At 49.2% G+C, this 25,939-nt stretch carries 18 protein-coding genes, 1 other RNA gene and 4 pseudogenes; 16 read left to right on the top strand and 7 right to left on the bottom strand.

Annotated elements, in window-relative coordinates; genetic code table 11:
• The first annotated feature begins 80 nt into the window (after positions 1-80).
• Both argC and erpA read left to right on the top strand, forming a co-directional pair.
• Positions 81-1,136, top strand: a complete 1,056-nt coding sequence (argC, locus tag CXB77_RS11980) for an N-acetyl-gamma-glutamyl-phosphate reductase (RefSeq protein ID WP_105074745.1) — start codon at positions 81-83, stop codon at positions 1,134-1,136.
• A gap of 49 nt (positions 1,137-1,185) precedes the next feature.
• Positions 1,186-1,557 carry an iron-sulfur cluster insertion protein ErpA gene (erpA, locus tag CXB77_RS11975; protein WP_105072344.1) on the top strand — a complete coding sequence of 124 codons (372 nt, stop codon included), beginning with the start codon at positions 1,186-1,188 and terminating at the stop codon, positions 1,555-1,557.
• 4 nt (positions 1,558-1,561) lie between these two features.
• Here erpA and CXB77_RS11970 read toward each other — a convergent pair whose 3' ends face one another.
• The gene (locus tag CXB77_RS11970) at positions 1,562-1,831 is read right to left on the bottom strand and encodes a hypothetical protein (protein ID WP_146108809.1); all 270 of its coding nucleotides are present in this window, start codon (positions 1,829-1,831) and stop codon (positions 1,562-1,564) included.
• 158 nt (positions 1,832-1,989) lie between these two features.
• Here CXB77_RS11970 and tyrS point away from each other — a divergent pair, with 158 nt between their 5' ends.
• From tyrS to rnpB, 3 genes are all read left to right on the top strand, one after another.
• Positions 1,990-3,189 (top strand): tyrosine--tRNA ligase, encoded by a 1,200-nt coding sequence (tyrS, locus tag CXB77_RS11965; protein ID WP_105074106.1) that lies wholly within the window; start codon positions 1,990-1,992, stop codon positions 3,187-3,189.
• The gene (gene rimI, locus CXB77_RS11960) at positions 3,182-3,652 is read left to right on the top strand and encodes a ribosomal protein S18-alanine N-acetyltransferase (RefSeq protein WP_347338130.1); all 471 of its coding nucleotides are present in this window, start codon (positions 3,182-3,184) and stop codon (positions 3,650-3,652) included. The genes tyrS and rimI overlap by 8 nt, the downstream gene beginning before the upstream one ends.
• Before the next feature lie 43 nt (positions 3,653-3,695).
• An RNA gene (gene rnpB / locus CXB77_RS11955) (RNase P RNA component class A) lies at positions 3,696-4,066 on the top strand.
• A gap of 95 nt (positions 4,067-4,161) precedes the next feature.
• Here the strand turns inward: rnpB and CXB77_RS11950 are convergent.
• Both CXB77_RS11950 and CXB77_RS11945 read right to left on the bottom strand, forming a co-directional pair.
• Positions 4,162-6,369 carry an FG-GAP-like repeat-containing protein gene (locus CXB77_RS11950; RefSeq protein WP_105074105.1) on the bottom strand — a complete coding sequence of 736 codons (2,208 nt, stop codon included), beginning with the start codon at positions 6,367-6,369 and terminating at the stop codon, positions 4,162-4,164.
• A complete protein-coding gene (locus tag CXB77_RS11945) occupies positions 6,366-6,692 on the bottom strand; it encodes an FG-GAP repeat protein (RefSeq protein ID WP_105074104.1) in 327 nt (108 codons plus the stop codon). The genes CXB77_RS11950 and CXB77_RS11945 overlap by 4 nt, the downstream gene beginning before the upstream one ends.
• Positions 6,693-7,019: 327 nt before the next feature.
• Here CXB77_RS11945 and CXB77_RS11935 point away from each other — a divergent pair, with 327 nt between their 5' ends.
• From CXB77_RS11935 to CXB77_RS11900, 9 genes and pseudogenes are all read left to right on the top strand, one after another.
• Positions 7,020-8,603, top strand: a complete 1,584-nt coding sequence (locus CXB77_RS11935) for an acyl-CoA ligase (AMP-forming), exosortase A system-associated (protein ID WP_105074102.1) — start codon at positions 7,020-7,022, stop codon at positions 8,601-8,603.
• A gap of 166 nt (positions 8,604-8,769) precedes the next feature.
• Positions 8,770-8,946: a hypothetical protein gene (locus CXB77_RS19780; RefSeq protein WP_172452655.1), complete on the top strand. Its 177-nt coding sequence runs from the start codon at positions 8,770-8,772 to the stop codon at positions 8,944-8,946.
• A 335-nt stretch (positions 8,947-9,281) separates the two neighbouring features.
• Positions 9,282-9,446 carry a hypothetical protein gene (locus CXB77_RS19775; RefSeq protein ID WP_172452654.1) on the top strand — a complete coding sequence of 55 codons (165 nt, stop codon included), beginning with the start codon at positions 9,282-9,284 and terminating at the stop codon, positions 9,444-9,446.
• Between the two features lie 60 nt (positions 9,447-9,506).
• Positions 9,507-10,747 (top strand): annotated as a pseudogene (locus CXB77_RS11925) (pyridoxal-dependent decarboxylase, exosortase A system-associated).
• A 26-nt stretch (positions 10,748-10,773) separates the two neighbouring features.
• On the top strand, positions 10,774-11,661 hold the full coding sequence (locus tag CXB77_RS11920) for an alpha/beta fold hydrolase (RefSeq protein WP_105074100.1): 888 nt from the start codon (positions 10,774-10,776) through the stop codon (positions 11,659-11,661).
• Positions 11,662-11,704: 43 nt separating this feature from the next.
• Entirely contained in the window at positions 11,705-12,211 is a 507-nt protein-coding gene (locus CXB77_RS11915; protein WP_197711055.1) for a hypothetical protein, read from the top strand.
• Between the two features lie 25 nt (positions 12,212-12,236).
• Positions 12,237-13,271 carry an isochorismate synthase gene (locus CXB77_RS11910; RefSeq protein ID WP_242445680.1) on the top strand — a complete coding sequence of 345 codons (1,035 nt, stop codon included), beginning with the start codon at positions 12,237-12,239 and terminating at the stop codon, positions 13,269-13,271.
• Between the two features lie 26 nt (positions 13,272-13,297).
• Positions 13,298-15,085 (top strand): 2-succinyl-5-enolpyruvyl-6-hydroxy-3-cyclohexene-1-carboxylic-acid synthase, encoded by a 1,788-nt coding sequence (gene menD, locus CXB77_RS11905; protein ID WP_105074098.1) that lies wholly within the window; start codon positions 13,298-13,300, stop codon positions 15,083-15,085.
• 43 nt (positions 15,086-15,128) lie between these two features.
• Entirely contained in the window at positions 15,129-16,127 is a 999-nt protein-coding gene (locus CXB77_RS11900) for an AAA family ATPase (protein WP_105074097.1), read from the top strand.
• Between the two features lie 120 nt (positions 16,128-16,247).
• Here the strand turns inward: CXB77_RS11900 and CXB77_RS19770 are convergent, their stop codons facing one another.
• The 4 genes and pseudogenes from CXB77_RS19770 to gcvT form a co-directional block, all read right to left on the bottom strand.
• Positions 16,248-19,745 carry a type ISP restriction/modification enzyme gene (locus tag CXB77_RS19770; protein ID WP_197711054.1) on the bottom strand — a complete coding sequence of 1,166 codons (3,498 nt, stop codon included), beginning with the start codon at positions 19,743-19,745 and terminating at the stop codon, positions 16,248-16,250.
• 93 nt (positions 19,746-19,838) lie between these two features.
• Positions 19,839-22,552: pseudogene (gene polA / locus CXB77_RS11890) on the bottom strand (DNA polymerase I).
• Positions 22,553-22,746: 194 nt separating this feature from the next.
• Positions 22,747-23,133 (bottom strand): annotated as a pseudogene (gene gcvH, locus CXB77_RS11885) (glycine cleavage system protein GcvH); the annotation flags it as partial.
• A gap of 34 nt (positions 23,134-23,167) precedes the next feature.
• Positions 23,168-24,263: pseudogene (gene gcvT / locus CXB77_RS11880) on the bottom strand (glycine cleavage system aminomethyltransferase GcvT).
• Positions 24,264-24,385: 122 nt separating this feature from the next.
• On the opposite strand from gcvT, the gene queG reads away from it, so the two are divergent.
• Positions 24,386-25,495 (top strand): tRNA epoxyqueuosine(34) reductase QueG, encoded by a 1,110-nt coding sequence (gene queG / locus CXB77_RS11875; RefSeq protein WP_105074095.1) that lies wholly within the window; start codon positions 24,386-24,388, stop codon positions 25,493-25,495.
• Between the two features lie 99 nt (positions 25,496-25,594).
• Positions 25,595-25,939 carry a DUF2934 domain-containing protein gene (locus tag CXB77_RS20365; protein ID WP_105074094.1) on the top strand — a complete coding sequence of 115 codons (345 nt, stop codon included), beginning with the start codon at positions 25,595-25,597 and terminating at the stop codon, positions 25,937-25,939.

The raw sequence follows: 25,939 nt of genomic DNA, 5'->3' as shown, positions 1-25,939 counted from the left end.
CGCATTCCGTAAATAATAAAAAAGCGGCATGAATGCCGCTTTTACATTTTTCAGAAATTCATCACCATTCAATGAAAAATATGAAGAAGGAAATCCCGATTACACCTAAAATTAAAATCGGTATCGTGGGCGGAACTGGCTATACCGGTGCGGAATTGTTACGCATTTTGGTACGCCATCCCCATAGCACACTTGCGGTTATTACCTCACGCGCTGAAGCTGGATTGCCGGTTGCCCAATTATTTCCGCATTTACGCGGTCAAATTGATTTGCAATTCACCGCACCAGATGACAATGCGTTGAGTGATTGTGATGTTGTCTTTTTTGCAACACCCAACGGTACGGCGATGCAGTCTGCGCCACAGCTACTGGATCGTGGTGTGCGAGTCATTGATTTAGCAGCAGATTTTCGCCTGAAAGACCCAGCGGTTTGGGCGCAGTGGTACGGAATGCCGCACGCCTGCCCCGACGTGCTCGCTGAAGCGGTTTATGGACTGCCAGAACTCAACCGCGCTGCGATCCGGCAAGCCCGCTTGATTGCCAATCCAGGCTGTTATCCGACTGCCGTCACGCTGGGATTTTTACCCCTGTTAGAGGCGCAAGTGATTGATCCCAATTGGTTAATTGCGGATGCCAAATCCGGTGCGAGTGGCGCTGGGCGCAAGGCTGAAACGGGATTATTGCTGGCTGAAATTGGCGAAAGTTTTAAAGCCTATGCGGTAACGGGTCATCGTCACGCGCCCGAAATTGCACAAACGCTCGGTCAACTGGGTAGCGGCGCAGTCGGTTTAACATTTGTACCACATTTATTACCCATGATTCGTGGTATTGAAGCGACGCTTTATGCCCGTTTAACCGACGACAACTGTGACCTAGAACAACTGTTCGCTAAACGCTATGCCACTGAAACATTTGTTGATTTTATGCCAAATGGTCAACCTGACACACGCTCAGTGCGCGGCTCAAATATGTGTCGCGTTGCGGTAGCGCGACAGGGAACAAGCAGTGTGGTAATTGTGCAATCGGTGATTGACAATCTGGTCAAGGGTGCAGCAGGACAAGCCGTGCAGAATATGAATTTAATGTTCGATTGGGATGAAACACTGGGATTAGATGCGTTGGCACTTTTACCATAAACACGCCAACTGAATTGGCGTTAATCATTCGCGTATTATGGAGCATACAATGAATACAGAAACAGCTTCAGTACTGATTTTTACTCAGGCCGCTGCCGCAAAAGTAGCGCAACTCATTCAGGATGAAGGTAACACTAATTTAATGCTGCGTGTTGATGTTCGCGGCGGAGGTTGTTCAGGATTTCAATATGGCTTTAATTTTGATGAAGAGACACAAGAAGACGACACCATTATCATTACGGATGGCGTTAAATTGATTGTCGATGCCACAAGTTTGCAATATCTTGTTGGCGCAGAAATTGATTACACTGAAAATTTGCAGGGTTCACAATTCGTCATTCGCAATCCTAACGCAACCACAACTTGTGGTTGTGGTTCGTCATTTTCTGCGTGTCCAAAAGCAGATGAAATTGATGCTTGATGTATTAGCGTTCACTATTCACGCTATTGATTGGCAAAGAAGGCGGTGGTGATGGTGGACTCACTTTCAATGGCGGCAACTGTAGTGGAATAATGCGGCTGTTTTTATCAATCGGTGAAGCGTTATCCTTTGGCATACTAGAAAACCATTGATAACCAAAATAAGTGGCAGCAGCAATCACAACCACGCTGATTAGGTTGACAAGCACTCTCATAGTAGGATTACGCTCTTTTGCAGTAGGCCATTCTTGTGGTTTAGTTTTGTAATCACGCATTGCAATCACCTATAAACAAACGGTTGATGTTGCTTTTTAGAGTGTAATCGGAAAAGCCAGTAGGAAACAAGCTGAGTTTTTTCTCACTTTTTGCATTGACCAATCTATTTTATTGAACTGCCGATAACAGTTCTTTTTGGAGCAAAATCGTCATCACAATGGACGCATTTGAACATACGTTTGCACGTATTCAGCGCGGTACTGCTGAAATTTTACTTGAAGATGCGCTGCGTAAGAAATTGGCGCAGGGAAAGCCATTAAGAATTAAAGCGGGATTTGATCCAACTGCACCAGATTTGCATCTTGGTCATACGGTGTTAATTGAAAAATTACGCCAATTTCAGGAGCTTGGTCACGAAATTTTGTTTTTAATCGGCGACTTTACCGCAATGATTGGTGATCCAACCGGTAAAAGCGCAACACGTCAACCATTAACTCGTGAGCAAATTGAAAACAACGCGGCAACCTATGCTGCGCAAGTGTTTCGCATTCTTGACCCTGAAAAAACGCAGGTAGTGTTCAATTCGACTTGGTTAGAACCCCTTGGCGCAGCAGGAATCCTGCATTTAGCCGCACAGCAAACGGTTGCACGAATGCTGGAGCGCGATGACTTTTCTAAACGTTATAAAGCTGGTCAACCTATCGCAATTCATGAGTTTTTATATCCGCTCATTCAAGGTTATGATTCGGTGGCACTGAAAGCGGATATTGAAATTGGTGGTACTGATCAAAAGTTTAATTTGTTGGTTGGACGACAATTGCAAGAGGTGTACGGGCAAGAACCGCAAGTGGTCATTACGCTTCCTATTCTCGAAGGATTGGATGGGGTGCAAAAGATGTCGAAATCGCTCGGTAATTACATTGCAATTACTGATTCACCAACAGAAATGTTCGGTAAACTCATGTCGATTTCTGATGAATTAATGTGGCGTTATTTCGAGTTATTAAGTCGGCGCGATTGGTCAGAAATTACTGCTTGGCAAGTTGCAGTAGGCGATGGGGCAAATCCGCGAGATATTAAGTTTGAATTGGGTTTGGAATTGGTCACGCGCTTTCATAGTGCGATACAAGCGCAACAGGCGCGTGATGAATTCATTGCGCGTTTTCAGCGTGGCAGTTTGCCTGATGAAATGCCAGAAATACAATTGTCAGATGTTGGTGATGGAATGGCAATTGCCAATGTCTTAAAAGCCGTAGGATTAGTTAAAAGCACGTCAGAGGCCTTGCGGATGATTGAACAAGGCGCAGTGCGGATTGATGGCGAACGAATTGAAGATACGCAATTACGCTGCGCAGCAGGGAATACGCATGTTTATCAAGTTGGAAAACGCAAATTTGCGCGGGTGCAACTTGGTTGAAGCAATACGTTTTCGCCCAATGACTCATGCGGATTTGCCGACGGTATATGCAATTGAGTGTGCGGCTTATCCACATCCGTGGAACCTTGAAATTTTTGTTGATTGCTTGCGGGTTGATTATTGCTGTTTAGTCGTTGAAATCGGTCAAACCGCAATTGGCTACGGGATTATTTCAGTTGCGGTTGGTGAATGTCATATTTTTAATTTGTGTATTCATCCGCATTGGCAACGACGCGGTTTTGGGCGCATATTATTAAGACATTTACTCACGCTGGCGCGTCAACATCAAGCAGGTACGGCATTTTTAGAGGTGCGAGCATCCAATCAATCTGCGCAGGCGCTGTATAGTGCGGAGGGATTTTGTGAAATTGGGGTGCGTCGTCATTATTATCCGACGGTAAAAGGTCGTGAAGATGCAATTGTGCTGGCATTGGAATTGATGCCAATTGATTTTAATGTGTGATTTTCGACTTCTATCGCGCAATTTTGCGTATACTGTGCCGCTGAGAGTTGACTAGGCAGTCGCGCTTTCAATCAATAGAAAGTGAGGAAAGTCCGGGCTTCATAGGGCAGGGTGCCAGGTAACGCCTGGGGGACGCGAGTCTACGGCTAGTGCCACAGAAAATAAACCGCCGATTTCGCGTAAGTTGCGGAAGGTAAGGGTGAAATGGTGCGGTAAGAGCGCACCGCGCCATTGGTAACAATGGTGGCAGGGTAAACCCCACTCGAAGCAAAACCAAATAGGGAAACAGGCAGCTTTTGCTGCATCGCATGGCCCATGCGAGTTTCCGGGTAGGTTGCTTGAGGTGTGCGGCGACGTACATCCTAGATGAATGACTGCTCACGACAGAACCCGGCTTATCGGTCAACTCTCAATTCAATTGCGTATTCTAAAATTCATCACTTTTCAATAAAAAAGGCTTGCATTTCGGCAAGCCTTTTTTATGTGTTTCAATTCGTCAAAATGCGCATTCAAGTCACGACAAAATCTGCTGCCGTTAACACCACGCCAACAGTGACAATTGCAAATTGTACTGCTGCGCCAGCGCCTGATCCATCTGCGTCATAAAACAGCGCCCCGCTATCGGTGTCGTGAATAATGAAATCATTGGCATCTTTCGCAGCGCCAGCAGTATTTGCGACAAAGCTGGTTGTTTTACTCAGTGCCCCCGTCGTCAAGAGCTTTTTGAAGATGGCATTTTCCAATTGAATGGTGTCATCTTTGACATTGAAATCAGTAATGGTATCGACGTTGCTGGCTTTGAGCGCACTATCAAAACGGAAGATGTCTATTTCCGCGCCACCGGTCAGTTTGTCATTGCCACCACCGCCAGCCAGCACATTTGCGCCGCTATTACCGCTCAATGTGTCTGCGTTATTTGAGCCAGTGAGGTTTTCAATTGCAATCAAGCGATCACTGCCGGAACCGCCGGTATTTTGCGCGGTGGTGGTGGCGAGATTCACGATCACGGCTTTGGTGGCGTTGGCATACGACACGGTATCAATGCCAGCGCCGCCGTCGATGACGTTATTGCCTGCACCTGCATTCAGCAGGTTGTTCAGCGCGTTGCCGGTGAGATCAGAAGCGCCCGTGCTCACAATGCGTCCGTTTTCAACATTGGCGGCCAAGGTGTAGCGGGCAAGAGTGCTGGCAACCGTATCGGTGCCGCCGGTGCTGGTTTCGACCACCACATCACCAACATTATCAACAGTATAGCTGTCGTTGCCTGCCCCGCCAATCATGCTGTCGGCACCCGCGCCGCCATCGAGAATGTCATTGCCAGCTCCGCCGTCAAGCGTGTCGTTGCCGTCAAAACTGGATAATTTATCGTTGCCAGCCAAACCGTTTAATTGATCGTTGCCGGCGACGTTGGCATTGCTTTTGAGCTGGTCACTGCCCGCCGTGCCGGTGATGACCAGATCATCAAGCGCAGCTTCAATGTTGAAGGTGAGCGTGGCGGCTGAAGTAGACAGCGCGACGCCGTCACTGACTTTGAAACTGAAATTCACCTTGCCGCTGGGCGGGGCGGTGAACACCAAACCATCGGCAGCAATATCGGTGGCGGTGATTTCTTGATTGCGGGTGACGGCTTCGCCAAACAGCGTGAGGCTGCCGGTCGCTGGCAAGCTGGTGATGGTGACGGATTGCAGGGTGTCGCGGGGATCGGCGTCGCTAAATCCAAAGTTGGCAAGCGTCAGGATCGTGGCGACATTGGCGCTGGCGGTGAGCGTTTGGCTGCTACCGGTTGGGATGTGATTCGCCTCGCCGTCGCCCGTGTTGAGCAGCACGGAAACAGTGTTGCCGTCGTGATTAGCAACGATCAAATCGACTTTGCCGTCGTCGTTGACATCGGCACTGGTGACGCCAATCGGCTGGTCGCCGGTCTTAAAATCAATCTTGTCTGCAAAAAATTGGCTTGAGCCAGCGGCAGAAATGTTTTTCAGCACTGAAACGGTATCGCTGCGTTCGTTGGTGACAATAATGTCAGCGCGACCATTACCATCGACATCGGCGGTGGTAACGCGGGCTGGACTGTCACCAACGACGTAATCCTTTTTTGCAAAACTCACTTTTTCAGCAGTGGAGGTATTGAAAAGCACCGACACGTTGTCGCTGCTTTCGTTAGCAGTGATGAGATCGATTTTGCCGTCGCCATTGACATCGGCGCTGGTCACTGAAGTTGGCCTAGTACCCACAGTGACATCGACTTTGGCCGCAAAACTGACAGTTCCGCTGGTGCTAGTGTTAAGCAGCACCGAAACGTTGTTGCTGGAGTAGTTAGCGGTGATTAAATCGAGCTTACCGTCATTGTTGACATCAGCACTAATCACTGAATATGGAGAAATGCCGGTGGCAAAATCAATTTTGGCGGCAAAACTGACGGTTCCGCTGGCGCTGGTGTTGCGTAGCACGGAAATGCTGTTGCCGCCAAAGCTGCTGCTGGAGATGGTGCTGGCGATCAAGTCAGCGAAACCGTCGCCGTCAATATCGGCGCTAATAGCCGAGACGGGATTTTCTCCAGTAGTCAATTGAAACTGGTCAGCAAAACCAATTGCCCCCGGAAAGCTGGTGTTTTCCAGCACGGAAATCCTGCCGGAATAACCTCCGGAGGAGTAGTAATAGTAATGACCGACAATCAAATCGAGCTTGCCATCACCTGTGATGTCGGCAGTAGTCACCGAATATGGGTTATCGCTAGTGGCAAAAGTGCTGCTGGATCAAAAGAGAGCGTGTCACCGGTGCTGGTGTTAAACCGCACTGAAACCTTGTTCGCGCCATAGTTAGTCGCCACTAAATCGAGCTTGCTGTCGCCATCAAAATCAGCGGTGGCGACCGAATACGGAGCATTGCCTACTTCAAAATCAATTTTCTCGGCAAACGACACAGTTTCATCCGTCCCCGCGTCGGCATAACTCGTCCGCACTGCGCCAGCGGACGCTGCCGCGTCAAGTGGATTGAGGTCGTCGAGCAGCGTGTCAGTCGTTTGGAAAGCAACGGTCATAATGAAACTCCGATGGTGTTGATAAAAAGTTTAACGCATTGATTTTATAGCATTTGCGGGCAGCGGTTTTGCAAAATTTTAAGCATGACGCAAATTCATTTACAACTGCTTGGTTTCATTGAAACTTGGTTTGCGCAGCGTACAACAGATTTGTATCAAGTGTTGCAAAGCCTTATCTTTATTATAAGATGCAATTTAATTGTAAACGGTGACTGCTGTAACTTTTTAGAATATCATAACGAAAATGTTTTCAATAAACAGGATTAACTTGCAGTCGCCGAAGTTCTATAAACACTAATCTGCCTTAAACAGAGCAAAAAATCACCCATGACTGAACTCATTCACGAGCTGTTAATTCATCAAGCCCAGCGCACACCAGCCAATGCAGCATTACGCGCTTCTGGAATAGAATGGTCTTATCAAGCATTGGCGGAAGCAGTGCACAATGCCGCAGCACATTATTTAACGCTGGGTTTAGAACGCGGCGAACGTATTGCGGTATATTTAGAAAAGCGCCCAGAAACGGTGATTGCGTTATTCGCAGCAGCAGCGGCTGGTGGCGTATTTGTTCCGATTAACCCGTTATTAAAACCGGAACAAGTTGCGCACATTTTAATGGATTGTAATGTGCGGATTTTGGTGACTTCGGCAGAACGTTTAACGCTATTGCAAACAGTGCTTAATCAATGTATTGATTTGCAAACGGTGTTAATCGTAGGCGACAAAATCCCTGTTGATCCTCCTTTATTCAAAAAATGGCAGTTATTTTCTTATTCGCTTTCGCTTGAAAATGAAGCATTAAAAAGATTTCACCGCGTGATTGATGGTGATGTTGCAGCAATTCTTTATACATCCGGCAGTACTGGACGACCGAAAGGCGTCGTGTTATCGCATCGCAATTTAGTTGCGGGCGCAGTGAGTGTGGCGAGTTATCTCGACAATCGCGCCGATGATCGGATTTTATCCGTATTGCCACTGAGTTTTGATTACGGATTGAGCCAGCTCACGACGGCATTTCGCGTCGGCGCGTGCGCAGTATTAATGAATTATTTGCTGCCGCGTGACGTAATTCGCGCTGTGATTAAAGAACGCATCACTGGATTGGCTGCCGTGCCGCCGTTGTGGATTCAACTCGCCGAATTGGAATGGCCGAAAACAGTCGGCGAACATTTGCGCTATTTCACTAATTCTGGCGGCGCAATGCCGAGTGCCACGCTCGCTAATCTTCGCGCCAAGTTGCCGCAAACCAAGCCATTTTTAATGTACGGATTGACTGAAGCATTTCGCTCAACCTATTTGCCACCGGAAGAAATCGACCGCCGCCCCGGTTCAATGGGACGGGCAATTCCAAATGCCGAAATCATGGTGGTGCGCGAAGATGGTTCACCGTGCGCTGCGGGCGAATCGGGCGAATTGGTGCATCGCGGCGTTCACGTTGCGCTTGGTTATTGGAATGATGCGGAAAAAACTGCCGAGCGGTTCAAACCTGCACCCGGTCAACCGGCGGAATTGCCGCTCACAGAAATCGCCGTGTGGTCGGGCGACACGGTGACGCAGGATGCCGATGGTTATCTGTATTTCGTCGGTCGCCGCGATGAAATGATCAAAACGTCCGGTTATCGCGTCAGTCCGACCGAAGTTGAAGAAGTGATTTATGCCACTGGTTTGGTTGGAGAAGTCGCCGCGCTGGGCGTCGCGCATTCGGTGCTGGGACAGGCAGTAGTGCTGGTGGTGTACGCGCCAGACGCCAGCGCCGAACTCAGCGCCGAACTGCTGGCAGCGTGTCAGGCGCAATTGCCGACATTCATGTTGCCAGCGCGAATCATCGTTCATGCCGAGCCGTTGCCGCGCAACCCGAATGGCAAAATTGATCGCAAACGGCTGGCGTTGGAATTGGCGGATTTATTTTAAATTGCGCACAAGTTATTTTTAGATAAAAATGCGCCGGCATATTACGCAGTGATTGGGTAAATTCTTTTATTCGATGAGGAAATTGTTTATGCGGGTTTCGTCCGTTAATCAGATTGTCACCATGATAATGACCATCGTCGCCGTTAACTTGGTTGGATGTAAAACCATGTCTGCCACAGATATGATGAGCACAGGTTCCAGCCTATTGGAAGCGACATCAATCACCGACGCGCAAATGATGCAAGAAGCACGAGCGGCAGCAGTGGCTTCAGACCAGAATAATATCCTCGCTCCATCGAACAGCAAATATCAAAAACGGGTGAATAAACTCGCTAAAAATTGAAATCTGTTAATGGATTCCATTGAATGTTAAGTTTATATGACCAAGACATCAATGCGTTTGCGATGCCAGACGGTACAATTCGGGTTATTCGGGTTAATGGATAGTATGAATGACGATGAGCTGTTGTTTCATTGTTGGTCACGAAATTGGACACGTTGCAAAGGTCACTTAAAACAACGGATCGTGCTTCATTGCTCACCAAAGTTGGGCGCGACATCATTACTAAAACCGCGAGTCAGCAAGTTGCGCGTTGACTGCTTCACAACTCGGCGATTTCACCGAAAAAGTCATTAACGCCCAGTTCTCACAAGCGAATGAACGTGAAGCAGATGATTATGGACTGGAGAGCTAAAACAAAGCGGCAGAATCCAGAAGGTGCAGCGACGGCATTAGAAAAACTCGCGGCAATGGGTGATAGCAATTCGACTTTTGTCACGCAAATGCTCTCGACCCATCCTGAGCCGAAGGCACGCGCAGAACGGATTCGGAAAGCGATTTAAGATCGCTTCATTTCAACCGTTCTCTATTCAAAGAGAGCGGTTTTTTATTGCCAATTGAGCATGAAAATGACCATCATCCGTCACACCGCACCGCTGGCATTTCCAATCAGTGATAACCAATTGATGATCGGCAGTTTTTCTGCAACGCGGCTGGCGGCGCGAGTCGGGCAAACGCCGTTTTATGCCTATGATCGCGGTTTATTACTGCCCGCATCGCGCAGCTCCGTTCTGCGTTGCCGTCCGCAATTCAGTTGCATTACGCGATCAAAGCCAATCCGCTGCCTGCGGTGGTGCAGCATTTGGCGGGATTGGTTGATGGTTTCGATGTCGCGTCTGGTGGCGAATTAAATACCGTGCTTGATACGCCGATGTCGCCGTTAAACATCAGTTTTGCGGGACCGGCGAAACAGAAAACTGAATTAACCCAAGCCGTTGCAGCGGGAATCGTTATCAATCTGGAATCGGAGCGCGAGCTGCGGGCAGTGACGGAAATCGGCGCGGCGCTGGGCATTCAGCCGCGAGTGGCAGTGCGGGTGAATCCTGATTTTGAATTGAAATCATCGGGCATGAAGATGAGCGGCGGCGCGAAACAATTCGGGATCGACGCCGAGCGTGTGCCGGCAGTGTTGACCGCGATGAAGGCGCTAGACCTTGAATTTGTTGGTTTTCATATTTTCAGCGGTTCGCAAAATCTCCGCGCTGCCGCGATCAGCGAGGCGCAGGAACAAACGCTGGCGCTGGCAATCCGACTGGCGCAGGACGCGCCAGCACCGGTGCGGTCGCTCAATCTCGGCGGCGGCTTTGGCATTCCGTATTTTCCCGGCGAGCAGCCACTGGATTTGAACGCAGTCGGCGAGCGGCTGGCAGAATTGCTGCCGGCGGCGCAGCGCGAATTGCCCGACGCAGAATTTGTCATTGAGCTGGGGCGGTTTATCGTCGGTGAAGCGGGCATTTATGTGTGTCGCGTGGTGGAGCGCAAAATTTCACGCGGACAACTGTTTTTGGTGACGGACGGCGGACTGCATCATCATCTCGCTGCGTCCGGCAATTTCGGGCAGGTGATTCGCAAAAATTATCCAGTCGTGGTCGCCAATCGCATCAACGCAGCGGATGAACCGGAAATTGCTTCGGTCGTCGGTCCGCTGTGTACGCCGCTGGATGTGCTCGCGGATAAAATGCCGCTCGGTCACGCGCAGGAAGGAGATTTGATTGCAGTATTGCAATCAGGCGCTTATGGTTTAAGCGCCAGCCCAACAGCATTTTTAGGACATCCAGCAGCGATTGAAGTGTTGGTGAATTAGAAAAATCATTTTGAGGTTATTTGCCCATGACTGCTCCGAATACGCACACCTTGCCCGCAGCGATTCAAGCCACGCGCCACGATTTCAATTCCGCCAGCGCCGGACGCATTCACTATTACGCCGACACCAGCGCCAGCGGTCGTCCGCTGTTGTTAATTCACAGCATTAACGCTGCGCCCAGCGCCATTGAAATGAAACCGCTGTTTGAACATTACCGCGCCCAGCGTCCGGTTTATGCGCTTGATTTGCCCGGCTTTGGGCATTCCGACCGCAGCAAACGCCGTTATTCGCCGGAACTGTTCGCAGGCGTGATCGCGGAATTTTTGGAGCAAGTGGTGAAAGTTCCGGCAGATGTCGCCGCGTTTTCGCTCGGTTGTGAATTTGCCGCTCGCGCCACGCTGCAACAGCCGACATTGGTGACGAGCCTGACGCTGTTATCCCCGACTGGTTTTAATCTGCGCGGCTTACCGACCGGCAAGGCAGCAGAACGGGCATATCAATTCCTCAGCGTTCCGGTCGTCAATGACGGTTTATTCAGCCTGCTCACGACCCGCGCCAGCATTAAATTTTTCTACAATCAAGCATTTGTGAATGGCATTCCGCCGGAATTGATCGACTACGCCCACGCGACCACGCATCAGCCGGGGGCGAAATACGCGCCGCTGTATTTCCTATCCGGTCAACTGTTTACACCGCAGGCGGGCGAAACGCTGTACAGCAAATTGACCGTGCCAGTGCTCGTGCTATACGACCGCGATCCAAACATTGATTTCCATGAGCTGCCGGACTTTTTGGGGCGTCATCCCAATTGGCTGGCGCAGCGCATTGTGCCGACTCGCGGAATGCCACAATGGGAACGCCCAGCGGAAACCGCCGCAGCGATGACGCATTTTTGGGCGACTCGCGCCGCGTAACGCGGTCACTTCTTTTGCGCATGGCATCTGCTGTGCAATGGTCATGCGCCAGCTTCTTTTTGATTGTCCGACTCATTCATCCATGCTTGCACCGCTCAAAGTTTTAGAGCAACTGCGGGCGCGGTTGCACGAAACCATCAGCTTATTGCCGCTCGATCAAGCGGATGGTTTCGTGTCGCTGATCCTCGCACTGCCTCACGCCCTCACCATCGCGCCGGAATTGCCCGGACCGCAGTTTCATTTTGCCCACAATCATCGTGATGAATTACGCGCCGGATATGGCATTGCTGGCGAATGGCAAGCAGAAGGCGCAGCGCGATTGCCGATGCTGGGCGCGGTGGTTAAAGCTGCCACTGCCAATTGGCAACAGATTGATCCAGACGAAACCGGCTTTACGGGTTTTGGAATGCTCGGTTTTGCCGCAGCGCCGGTGGATAAATCTAAATCTCCTTTTTGCAATAAATCCCCCAACCACCTTGTTTTGATAAATCCCCCCAACCCCCCTTTTTCAAAGGGGGCTTTCCTCATCCTTTGCGAAAGGGGGGCTTGAATCTCCCCCTTTAGAAAAAGGGGGGTTGGGGGGGATTTCTTCCGACACGCTTCCCAATACTTTGTTTTGGTTGCCAGAATTGGCGTTATGCAGTCAAGCCGGACAAGCGGCGTTGATTCTGACGACTGCGCTGCCGGCAAAACGCGAGACATTACTGCCGCGCTGGCTGGCGCAGTTGGATGCAATCGTGCCGCTGCTGGCGCAACCCGCACTTGATCCGCTCACGCCCGCGCATTTAGAACGCGGCGCGAGTGAACCGGATTTTGCAGTGTGGCGTGAGTTGGTGAACACCGCTCTGAGCGACATCGCGCTGGCGCGATTGGAAAAAGTGGTGATTGGACGGCGGCTGCGGTTGGAAGGACATCGCCGTTTTGATTTAACCCGCCTCAGTGCTGCGCTGCGTTACCTGTTTCCGTCATGTCAGGTCATTAACATTCGGCGCGGCGTATCTAGTTTTGTCGCTGCCACGCCGGAGCGTTTATTTACCCAATGCCGCGACCGGATTGAAGCCGATGCGCTCGCTGGCACAATCAGTCGCGCCGAAGATGCAGAACGCGATGCAGCGATGACGTTGGAACTGCTGCATTGTGAAAAAAATCTGCGTGAACATCAGGTTGTCGTGGATGCAGTGACCGCTGCATTGCGCCAATGCTGCCGTCATCTCGACGCGCCGGATGGCCCGCGCATTTTGCAGCTCAATAATGCGCAACATCTGTGGAGCATTCTGCGCGGGCAGCTTGAACCGGACGTGGATGTGTTTCGACTTGCGGAATTGCTCCATCCGACTCCGGCAACCAACGGGCAACCGCGTCAAGCTGCGCGGACTTGGTTGCAGCAAACGGAACCGCTGGAGCGTGGTTGGTATACCGGCGCAGCGGGAATCGTCGCACCGGATTTGACGGGAGAACTTTGGGTGCTGCTGCGCTGTGCGCAGATCAATGATCGTGTCGCTGATTTGTATGCTGGCGCGGGCATCGTGACTGGTTCTGATGCGCTGAGTGAATGGCAGGAAACTGAGCACAAGCTCGCCGCCATGTCTACTGCGCTGCAATTTGCTTAAATGATTGTTATTGATGGAGAAATCGAATGGATGAACACTGCGATCAAGGTTGCCAGAATCTGCGCTGGGCGCTGGCGTTGCTGGACGGATTGGTCGCTGGCGGAATGCGCCATCTCGTATTTTCGCCCGGTTCGCGTTCGACACCGCTGCTGCTGGCAGCGCAACGCCAAACCAGCCTGACCTTGACACCGATTTTAGATGAGCGCAGCGCCGCGTTTTTCGCACTCGGGCTGGCGCGAGCGGCTGGGCATCCGGTGGGATTGTTGTGCACTTCGGGCAGTGCGCTGGCGCATTGGTTTCCGGCAGTGATTGAAGCGTATGAATCGGAAATTCCACTGATTTTATTATCCGCCGACCGTCCGCCCGAACTGCGCGGCTGGGGCGCAAATCAGACCATTGACCAAACGCGACTATTCGGCGGTTTCGTGCGCGAGTTTCACGATCCCGGTCCGGCGGAAAGTGGCGCAGCGGCGCTCAAAATGATGCGTACCCTCGGCGCACGCGTCGCCGCCGTCAGTCTCGGCAATTGGCCTGGTCCGGTGCACATCAATTTGCCGTTTCGAGAGCCACTGGTGCCAACCGCAGAGTGCAGTGCCGAATCTAATCCGCCACTGTCGTTGAATCGCAACAGTGGTCATAAAACGACATTGGCGAGCAGCGAGCAGAGTTGGGGCGAAGATATCGACGTGTGGACGCGGGATTTAACTGCGATGATGTCTGGACGCGGGCTGATTTGTTGCGGTCCGGGGACATTTTCACCGGTGGGCGAGTCATTAGCGCCCTTGGGTTTTGCCGAGGCGCTGTGGAAATGTTCTGAGCAACTGGCGGTGCCGGTATTGTGCGATCCTTTATCCGGGCTACGTTTTGGCGCAGATTCCACCCATCGCATCACCCGCTACGACAGTTTTCTGCGCCATCCCGCAACAGCAGCGGCGCTCAAACCCGATTGGGTATTGCGCATTGGACGCGCCCCTGTGTCGAAAACGCTACTCAATTGGCTGGCCGATATTCCGACGATTTTGGTCGATCCCGGTCAAGGCTGGAGCGATCCGAATAAAGATGTGCGTGTGCGGGTTAATGCCGACGCCAGCAGTTTTTGTCTGTGGCTGGCGACGCTGGCGCAGGATGTCATGGATAAACAAACACATGCGGATTGGTCAGCGCAATGGACGGCGATTGAACAACAATGTGCGCAATTGACTGCAAATTATTTAGCGCAAGCGCCTTGGTGTGAAGCGCATTTATTAACTACTTTATTAGCGCATTTACCCGCAGATGATGGTTTATTTTGCGCCAATTCAATGCCCATTCGTCAATTAGATACTTGGTCGGGCGGGCGTTCGGCACCACTCGGTATTTTTGGCAATCGCGGTGCGAGCGGTATTGATGGGCAAACTTCAACGCTTGCGGGCTTAAATGCCAGCGGCATTCCAATTACTGGTGTGCTTGGCGATTTATCGTTTTTTCACGACCTTAGCGGGCTTTTATTGTTACGCCAATTACAACGCCCGTGCATTGTATTGAATAATGGTGGCGGACGTATTTTTGATTATCTGCCACAACGGGGTTTACCGGATTTTGAACGCTTGTGGCGCACACCAATTGATCTTGATTGTGGCGCGTTATTACATCCATTTGGCATTGCACATTGTGCAGTCACCAATGGTGATGAATTCCAAGCAGCACTGCGTGAATGCGTTAACCCAAGTGAACACCAGAGTAGCGGCGTGATTGAAGTGCGCATTGATGCAGAACTCAGTCGTCGCGTTCATTACGAATTTTGGCAACACATTCAGGCGAGTCAATCAATATGACTGACTCATTTACATTGACCACTTTTTATTAATCACACTGCGTATGATCACGCCATTGTCTCAAACCGCAATTTCTTCACACAATCCAGCGGCACAATTTACTGCGCTGCGCCAACATGTGAATCACAGCATTCTTGGTCAACACACCTTAGTTGATCGCCTATTGATTGCCTTACTTGCTGACGGTCACTTATTGGTTGAAGGTGCGCCGGGGCTGGCTAAAACTACGGCAATTAAAGTATTAGCGAGCGGATTGGAAGGTGATTTTCATCGCATTCAATTCACTCCAGATTTATTGCCTTCTGATCTCACTGGAACCGAGATTTATCGCCCGCATGACGGCAGTTTCCAATTTGATCGCGGGCCAATTTTTCACAATTTATTGCTTGCTGATGAAGTCAATCGCGCACCCGCAAAAGTGCAATCTGCATTATTAGAAGCAATGGGCGAACGACAAGTCACTGTCGGACGTGAAACCTATACGTTGCCACCATTATTTTTAGTGATGGCAACACAAAATCCGATTGAACACGAGGGCACTTATCCATTGCCGGAAGCACAATTGGATCGCTTTTTAATGCACGTTCGCGTGGATTATCCTGATTATGAAACTGAGCGAGCAATTCTCACGCTTAATCGCAATCAAGCACGAAGCAATCAAACAGAATCCACTGGTGCGATTGTGAGCCAAGCTGATGTTTTTGCTGCGCGAAAAGCGGTTCTCGATCTTTATATGGCTCCAGAAATCGAAACCTATTTGGTGCATTTGATCATGGCAACGCGCCGTCCCGCTGATTATGCTTTAGATTTAGATGGTTGGCTGCGTTTTGGAGCAAGTCCACGCGCCACAATTGCGCTTGATCGGTGCTCGCGGGCGCGAGCGTGGTTGAATGGTCGTGATTACGTTTCACCCGAAGATGTGCAAGCAGTTGTACCAGATATTTTACGGCATCGCGTATTGCTATCTTATGAAGCGGAAGCGGATGGGCGTACTGCTGATAATTTCATTGCGGCGCTATTGCGGCGAGTGCCAGCACCATAACTGAAAACCGGAATTAAAAGCATGTGACTATTCCATAGAATTCACTGCTTTAAGAATACGCACAGTTGCCACTTTATCGCAGTGGCAATTTTAACTACAAACGCACCACTGTCAGTGATTTTATAATTGAATTGTGCGCATAATTCGATCCGTTTCGCTCAAAATTTTTAGCACAGATTGATAGTGTTTAATCTCTGCAAACGTCAATTCTCGCCCTTTACGATCTTTTAACCATTTTTGCGCTGGTTGATAGCCGCCAATATAAAACATCCACGCAATTTCTGGCACTTCATCAAAATACTGCATTTTATTGATCCACACTTTACCAACGTCATAACGCGGTTTATCAATGACCAGATTTCCTTCCCCCTTAAATGAATAAGGCGTCTCACCAATTGCAGCGGGTTCCATTAAATGTAAACGCCGCAATTGTTTACCTTGATCAGCAATTGCCCAAAACGCAGTTGGACTGCGCGGCCAAGGAATACGCGGAAAATCAGTTTTCAAAAATTCCGCATAGGTTTCTCGATATTCAGTGCAATGCAAAACACCATAAACATAATCAAATACGGCAAGTTCATTTGGAATGCCGCGCTGTGGATGCGTCGCCAGTGTTTGCAATTGTTGATATAACGCAGGATCAAAATTGATGCGGCGGGTGTTTTCAGTCAATTGCTCTTCGGAATAAAGATAAAGCGGCGCAGCTTGCGCAATGCCCTTATTAGTAAACACACTGCGATTATCAAAAATCGTATCCGTTAACATGATGTTGACCGGCGGAATTTCACCGCTAATTGTCTGCCGTGAATAAATTAAACCGACGTTTTTATCTGCGGATACTTTATGACACTGTGGATCAATTTTTTGAGTTTCAGCATCAAGGTAAAGCGGAAACGCTGATCCAATTTCTGAAGTTTTATTTGAGACTAAACTGGATTCAGAAATGGTGGAGTGAACGAGAACGTGATGAAAACCATGCGGAGTTTTTTGTTGCGCACTGATGGTCATAGAAATGTTATCTTTATTGACGCAGCGTATTTGATCAGTCAATTGATTTTCGGGATAAAGATAGAGCGGGAAAACAGAGTTAATGTCATAAGCACTAAAAGTTTTATGCCCAGCTATCGAATTAACAGTCATGCCACCAATACCATCTTTAGTCTGACTGGGGCTACACAAAGCTAAATTCTGATAACCAATCATGTGCCGCATCACATTGTGGCGAGGATAACAAATTAAACCGCGTGATTTCCCGGTGTAATAAATCCAGCGCAGATCAAAAGGACGATAAGCAATTAGCACAATGTATTCTATTCCGAAATGGTTTTTAATATCTTCTTGCGCCCATTGCACTTGCCAATCTCGTGTATCCTGACCCAAATTGTATTTAATTCGCGCTTGTTCTGGTGGTAATGCGGCAAAATCCTGTATTCGTTCCCATAGCACCATCTTATTCATGTCAATCGTCAATGCGTCGCGGGCAGTGACAATGCCGACCGAATTGACTGGCATCAGTTCCTGCACACTAAACCCAGCCCGATAAACTGCGCCTTGTTCATTATCACGCCGCACAAATGGATACAGTGGCGCAGTATGAATTAGCGGCTGCCAATTGTTTCCCGTTAATTCGTGTTCTCGCAATGCCGCATATTTTTCTACCCGATTGCCCCACAAATCCGCATGAAACACTTCAGCCAGCGGTTTTATCGCTGCGTCTGTTTTCTTTTTCACAGCGATAATAATTGACACGCCCTGCTGAATATCAAACACGTTTTTATCTGGCTGACCGTCTGGCGTGACTTCTTTCTTTTTCGTGTTGCCGTGTAAATCCAACACATAAATCGTGTTAAACGTGTTGAGCAAATGCCAGCGCATTCCGCGAAACGTTGGATTATCTAAATAACCGTGATTGGTAATAAAACCCAACACGCCCTCGCCGTTTTTACGAATCATGTGCTCGGCAAACCGAATAAACTTTACATAATCATCATTGATCCATTTCGGATTACGTTCGTTGAGCTTGTCTATTCCACCCGGCTCTTTTTTATACACATCCATTAAACTGGTGATCCAGTCGCCTTTATTCACACTCTCGCCCGAATACGGCGGATTGCCCAATACACACATAATTGGTAAATTGCGTTTTACCGTATTTGCAGATTTGGCTTCATTCGATAGCCACTGCGCAAACGGCAAGTTTGGAGTGCTTAAACTGCCTTCTTCCAGCGTGTTGGTTAAATACACTGATAAACGCGGCGGCGCACCCGTTGGCGTATAACCCAGTTCGGTCAAAATCATATCCAATTTAAGATGGCACATTGCATAAGATGCCATCAACAACTCAAAACCATGCAAGCGCGGAATCAAATCGGTTTCAAGATAACGCGACCACACGCCAGCTGCGACGTTTTTAATACGCGGTGCAATGTGTTTAATTACTGCCGCTAAAAAAGTTCCGGTGCCAACTGCGGGATCAAGAATTTGTACCCGATGCACCTCTTTTTTCATTGTAATGGGCTGACCTTCGTTATTACATTTTCCGGTATCCCAATCAATTGTCACTTTTGAGGTATCGGCTAAACCATCTGGCAAATTGAATTCAGTTTTTAAGACGCCATCCATTGCGCGGACAATGAAATCAACCACCGCTTCTGGCGTATACCAAACGCCCCGCGCTTTACGTTTGGCGGGATTATAAGCCGTTAAAAACGTTTCATAAAAATGCAAAAATGGATCGGTTTTTTCGGTGAGTTTGCCAAAGCCAGCCAGCACCTGCGCAATATCAGTGACCTGAAACACCAGCACCAAATCATCAATAATCCACGCGATGCGTTCATCTAAATCGACGCCAGCAATATACGCAAATAAAGCGCGTAAAAATGGATTGGATTTCGGCAATAAATTGAGTGCAGTGTGACGATTAAACTGCTGCGGGTCGGTTGTGTGTAACCGCGCAGCAAATAATCCATACGCCAACGTTTCCGCATACACATCAGCGAAGTCATCACGCGTAATCCCTTTGATTAAATTATCTTGAAAGGCTTGGAATTGCTCGGTTAATTCCGTGTGCTGGTTGGCGTCAATTTCAAGCGTGTTGCGCAGAATATCTTTAATCAGTGAGGCTTTACCCGCCATGCGCTCGGCTAATACTTGCGGAGTTGTGATGCTGATTGGGCGCTGTTGAATAAAATCCAACAGCAAATTTTCTAACGCAGCGAATTGCGCTGCATCAGCACGAATCCCATCGCGCCAGCTCCCAATGCACACCGACGCAATCAAATCGCCATTGCGGAAAAACTGCCAATCCAAACAATTGGTATAAATTAAATTGGGTAATGCTTTGCGATAACGGTCTTGTTGCTCTCGATTCTGTTCATTAAAATTTGACAGCGCGACCGTGACATCCTTGGCTTCAATATGTCCAATCACGCGCTCGCCGGATTGAATCATAAAATCCGGCGCACCGCAGGCAATGCGTTTGGGTTCGTTAATGATATTGAGATCGGCGGCTAAACTGTTCAATAATGCCGATAATGCCGGGCGATAAGAATGTTCGGTTGCATTGCCAGTGGCATAAATTGCGGCGATGTCGTTAATAAATGCAGTGAGCGATAACATGCGCTGTTCTCAAGTGGTGTTGACAGTAAAAGCCCCCCTTTGAAAAAGGGGGGTTGGGTGGATTGATCAATAGGCAGTTGGGGGGATTTCGATTTAATGCGCCGCGTCCCAATTGTCACCATGACCAATATCAACGATTAACGGCACAGCTAATTCCGCTGCTGCTTCCATTGCAATACGAATTCGTTCGCTCGCCATTGCCACTGCGTCGGTGGCAATTTCAAATACCAATTCATCATGCACTTGCAGCAACAATTTCACTGGTGGTTGTTCAGTTTCAATCCAGTGATCCACTGCGAGCATGGCGCGTTTAATAATATCAGCAGCAGTGCCCTGCATCGGCGCATTGATTGCGGTGCGTTCGGCAGCAGCGCGACGCGCTTGATTGCTGTGGTTAATCTCAATTAAATGCAGCCGCCGTCCGAATAACGTTTCGACATAACCATTTGCCCGCGCTTGTTGGCGAATACGTTCCATAAATTCTTTTACGCCAACGTATCGTTCAAAATAACGTTCCATATAACTCGCTGCCTCGCGTTTGCCGCAGCCAATTTGCTGCGCCAATCCAAATGCGGACATTCCATACATCAATCCAAAATTAACGGCTTTTGCTGCTCGCCGCTGTTCGGTGGTTATTTCATCCAGCGGCAATTGCAAAATCTCGGCAGCAGTAGCGCGATGCACGTCTAAACCATTCACAAATGCCGATAGCAATCGCTCATCGCCGGATAGATGCGCCATGATCCGCAGCTCAATTTGCGAATAATCCGCTGACACAATTTGATAACCCGATGTAGCAATGAAGGCTTGACGAATACGTCGTCCGTCTTCGGTACGAATTGGAATGTTCTGCAAATTCGGATCGCTGGATGACAACCGTCCAGTTGCAGTAATAGCTTGATGATAGGAAGTGTGTAATCGACCGGTCGTTGAATTGACCAATTTGGGCAGCGCGTCGGTGTAAGTCGATTTGAGTTTGGCCAAACTGCGATGGTCGAGAATTAAACGCGGCAGCGCGTGTTGCTCGGCGAGTTGTTCGAGCACGTCTTCTGAAGTGGACGGCTCACCTTTGGGCGTTTTGCGCACGACCGGCAGCTCCAACTCGGTAAACAAAATCGCGCCAATTTGTTTGGGCGAATTGAGATTGAAGCGCCGCCCTGCCGTTTCATACGCATTCAATTCCAGCGCCGCCAGTCGCTGCGCTAATTCCACACTTTGCTGCGCCAGCAAATTGCTGTCGATTTTGACACCAGTGCGCTCCATCCGCGCCAGCACCGGAATCAACGGCAATTCAAGTTCCTGATAAAGCTGAGTTAATTTTGGATTTGCTAACACTTGCGGCCACAACTTCTGCTGCAAACGCAGCGTGATATCAGCATCTTCAGCGGCGTATTGCGCGGCAGTTTCGACCGTCACCTGATCGAAGGTGATTTGCTTCCTGCCCTTGCCCGCCACGTCCTCAAAATGAATCGTCGTGTAGTCGAGATGTTTTTGTGCCAGCGCATCCATGCCGTGACTGGCGGCAGTGCTGTCAAGCACATAACTGGCCAACATCGTGTCGTGGGCGATGCCGCGCAGCGTGATGCCGTAACGCGTCAAAATGTTGAGATCAAATTTGAGGTTTTGCCCAACTTTGGCGCGGCTGGCGTCTTCCAACAGCGGTCGCAACTGCGCCAGCACCGTCGCCCGCTCTAGCTGCGCAGGCACGTCAAAATAGCGGTGCGCCAGCGGAATGTACGCTGCCTGCTCCGGCGCGACGGCGAATGACACGCCGACCAATTCCGCAGTCATCACGTCCAAGCCGGTCGTTTCGGTATCAAACGCAAACAGCTCGGCAGCGGCGAGTCGCGCCAGCCAAGGTTCCAATTGTTCCGGCGTGAGAATCAGGTCATAAGTGGCGCGAAGCTGCGGCGGTGCGGTCGGCGCAGTGCTGGCTGGCGCGAGCAAATCAAGATTCATCGCGCCGATAGTTTTCAGCAACCGCGCGATTCCAAACGCAGATACAACTCGCGCAGCGCGACGTTATCCGCCGCAGTCGGGCGCAAATCGGTTGGATGCAGCGCCAGCGGCACATCGCATTTAATCGTGGTGAGCTGGCGCAGCAGCGGCAATTGCGGGAGCGCAGCGCGGAGGTTGTCGCCAACTTTGCGCGGAATGGCGTTGGCATGGGCGATGATCCCGTCCAAATCGCCAAATTGCGTCAACCATTGAATCGCCGTTTTATCGCCGCAGCCCGGCACACCGGGAATGTTGTCGCTGCTGTCACCTTTCAGCGCCAGATAATCAGCGATGCGCTCCGGTGGACGCCGAACGTCTGACACACCGGCCGGATCAAGCAGACGGTTTTTCATGGTATCGAGCAGATGAATGCGCTCGCAGACCAGTTGCGCTAAGTCTTTGTCGCTGGTAGCAATTAGCGTGGCGATGCCAGCCGCAGCAGCCTGCGTCGCCAGCGTTCCAATCACATCGTCGGCTTCCACATCAGGAACAATCAGCAATGGCCAGCCAAGTGCCTGAATTGCGGCTTGCAGCGGCGCAAATTGCGGGCGGAGATCGTCCGGCAGCGGCGGGCGCTGCGCTTTGTAGGCAGGGAACAGCTCGTGACGAAAATTGCGCCCGCCAGCATCGAATACGACGCCGAGATAATCGGGCTGATATTCATCAATTAAGTTTTGCAGCATGATGAGAACGCCGACGACTGCGCCAGTCGGTTCGCCATGTGCATTAGTCAATTTAGGCATCGCGTGATAAGCGCGAAACAGATAGCCAGAAGCGTCAACAAGAATGAGTGGGTATTGCGTAGACATAAGCGCAGGAATTAGCAGTGAAGAATGAATGAAGAAATAACGCAGAACGCTGGCGCTGTCCACTCACTGAAAACTGCATCGCACAAAGATAAGCATCGAACATCATTGTTTACTGACAACTGTCAACTAAAATCAGCAATACACCGAAAACTCCGTATCATCGGCGCAATTGCCTTACTGCAACCTAATTTAATCTCGTCCGCAACAACCTGTTCATACGCTGCTGCATCAAGCAAATTGGCAAGCGCATTCACATCATTCAGTTTTAACCGAAAAATCCAACCTGCTGCATACGGACTGCTATTAATTGCATCTGGCGTATCCGCGAGCTGTTGATTTGCTTCAATCACTTCACCAGCCAGCGGCGCGTAGATATCCGACGCAGCTTTAACCGATTCAACCACCGCAGTGGCTTCATCTGTCATCACCACACGCCCTAATTCCGGCGTTTCTACGAATACGATGTCACCGAGTGCTTCTTGCGCATGATCGGTAATACCCACCGTCACCGTACCATCGCCATTATCACGCACCCATTCATGGGATTTGGTGTATTTTAATTCAGTTGGAACAGCATTCATCTCGATTTTCTCAGGTTAATTAAACATCAGGTGATTACAATTCAATACAGCTTTTGCCATTGCGCACGAATGGCGGTTTAACCACTCGCGCAGGCACTGCTTTACCGCGAATTTCCACTGCGCAATGCGCCCCCAATCCCGATTCTACTCGCGCCAGCGCAATTGACCGCTCTAGCGTGGGTGAAAATCCACCAGAAGTAATTTCGCCCACGACCACTCCATCGCACAATACCGATTGATGATCGCGGATGATTCCCGCTCCGGTCAATAATAAACCGACTAATTGGCGACATTGCGGATCATCGCGCCGCGCAGTCATTGCCGCCCGTCCAATAAAATTGCGCTCGACAGGTTCCCACGCAATCGTCCAATTCAAACCCGCATCCAATGGACCAACTGTCTCATTCATTTCGTGCCCATAAAGATTCATTCCCGCTTCTAAACGCAGCGTATCGCGGGCACCAAGTCCACATGGTTTAACTCCAGCAGCCAATAGTTTCTGCCAAAAATCAACAGCTTGTTCCTGTGGCAATAGAATCTCAAAACCATCTTCGCCAGTGTAGCCGGTGCGCCCAATAAACCAAGATTGCGCTTCATCTTCAACTGCAAAAAAAGGTTGCATTTGCAATGCAGAATCGCGGAGATTAATTGGCAGTAACGGCGCAGTTTTTTTCGCGCTTCAGGCCTTGCACTGCAATCATAGCCAAATCAATACGGGATTGAAGATTAACCATAAATCCACTGCGCTGCGCTTCTAGCCACGCCAGATCACTGTTTGCAGTGCCCGCATTAACCACTAAACGATAGCGATTAATTCCGCGACTATAAACGATTAAATCATCAATAACGCCGCCCTGTTCGTTGAGCAAACAGCTATACAATGCTTTATTAGGTGCAGTTAGACGCGCAACATCATTGGCGAGGACATAACGCAAAAAAGCGCACGCATCCGCACCGTCAATATCAATTGCCCGCATGTGCGATACATCAAACATTCCCGCAGCACGGCGCACGATATGATGTTCTTCAAGTTGTGATCCATAATGCAGCGGCATTTCCCAGCCACCAAAAGGAACAATCCGCGCACCGAGGCGCTGGTGTTCTGAAAACAACGGAGTGCGTAATCCCATTTAATAAAATCTCTTTTTGGAGCAAAATGCGAGCAGTCAATATAGACTTTAATTCAGAAAAATTCTAGCCATCCTCTTTGCATTTTATATCGCAATTCTATAAAAAATGTGTGCTAAACGAAATGAATCACCTAGATAAAACAAATCCATCGCTGACGCAAAATCAGCTTACGCAACTCACCGCACAGATAAAAATATGGGGTGAACAACTGGGATTTCAGCAACTCGGAATTACCGATATTGATCTTGCTGTAGCGGAAACACGGTTATTGAATTGGCTCGCCGCTGGGCATCATGGCACGATGGATTACATGGCGCGACACGGTACGCGGCGATCGCGCCCAGCAGAATTGGTTCCGGGAACATTGCGCGTTATCTCAGCGCGAATGAATTATTGGCATGAACCGCCTGCGACAAGTGCACAGATACAAGTTGATCCTATTCAAGCATTTATTTCTCGCTATGCGTTGGGACGTGATTATCATTGTGTGTTACGAAAAAGATTACAGCGCCTTGCGAATCAAATTGCGGCAATCATTAACCCATTTGGTTATCGCGTTTTTGTTGATTCCGCACCGGTTTTAGAAAAACCACTGGCGGAAAAAGCTGGATTAGGTTGGATTGGTAAGCACACTAATCTTATTCATCCTCGCGCTGGATCATGGTTTTTTCTCGGTGAAATTTACACTGATTTAGCATTACCGATTGATACGCCAATGCGTGATCATTGCGGAAATTGTCACGCCTGTTTAGATTGCTGTCCAACTCATGCTATTATTGCTCCCTATCAATTGGATGCACGACGTTGTATTTCTTATTTAACGATTGAATATCGCGGCAGCATTCCAATCGAATTGCGTTCATTATTGGGCAATCGCATTTATGGTTGTGATGATTGCCAACGCGTGTGTCCATGGAATCGTTTTGCAATTCAAACCGTAGAGCCAGATTTTATGACGCGCAATCATTTAAATGCCACCACGCTAATTGAATTATTCGCATGGAATGAAACCACTTTTTTACAGCGCACCGAAGGTTCGGCAATTCGGCGGATTGGTTATGCGCAATGGTTACGCAATCTCGCAGTGGCACTTGGCAATGCACATCATTCGCCGCAATGTATCACCGCACTTCATTCGCGGATCAATTATCCTGATTCGCTGGTGCGTGAACATATTGAATGGGGATTAAATCAACAACATGCACTTGAAATAACTAATGGTATTATTTAACGCGTAAAACACAGATCATTGCAGTGCACTAAAATCATTGCATTCTGGCTGAATTTGTTTTAGAAAATACGAGAATTTAGAATGACGCGGAGATGACAAATGACTGACAATAATGGTGTTACTAAAAAACCAGCAGCGAAAAGAACGGCGCAGAAAAAGAAAGTCTCTTCTGCTGTTGATGTACCGGAAAAAACGGCGTCATCACCTGTTACTGCACCTACAAAAACATCAGCAGCAAAATCAATGACTGCTGAAAATCCGGTTAGTCTCCAACAGATTGCGACAGTTTCGCCTGATGTTCGCCAGAAAATGATCGAAGATGCTGCTTATTTCAAAGCCGAAAAGCGCAATTTTGCACCCGGTCATGAAGTGGAGGATTGGGCGGATGCCGAACGTGAAATTGATGATTTAATCAATCATGCTAAAACCATGACTGGCAATTAA

This window comes from Chromatium okenii (assembly GCF_002958735.1).
GTDB classification, from domain to species: Bacteria; Pseudomonadota; Gammaproteobacteria; order Chromatiales; family Chromatiaceae; genus Chromatium; species Chromatium okenii_A.
Note: the sequence above shows the minus strand (reverse complement) of the source record. Positions and strands in the feature narration are given on the sequence as shown.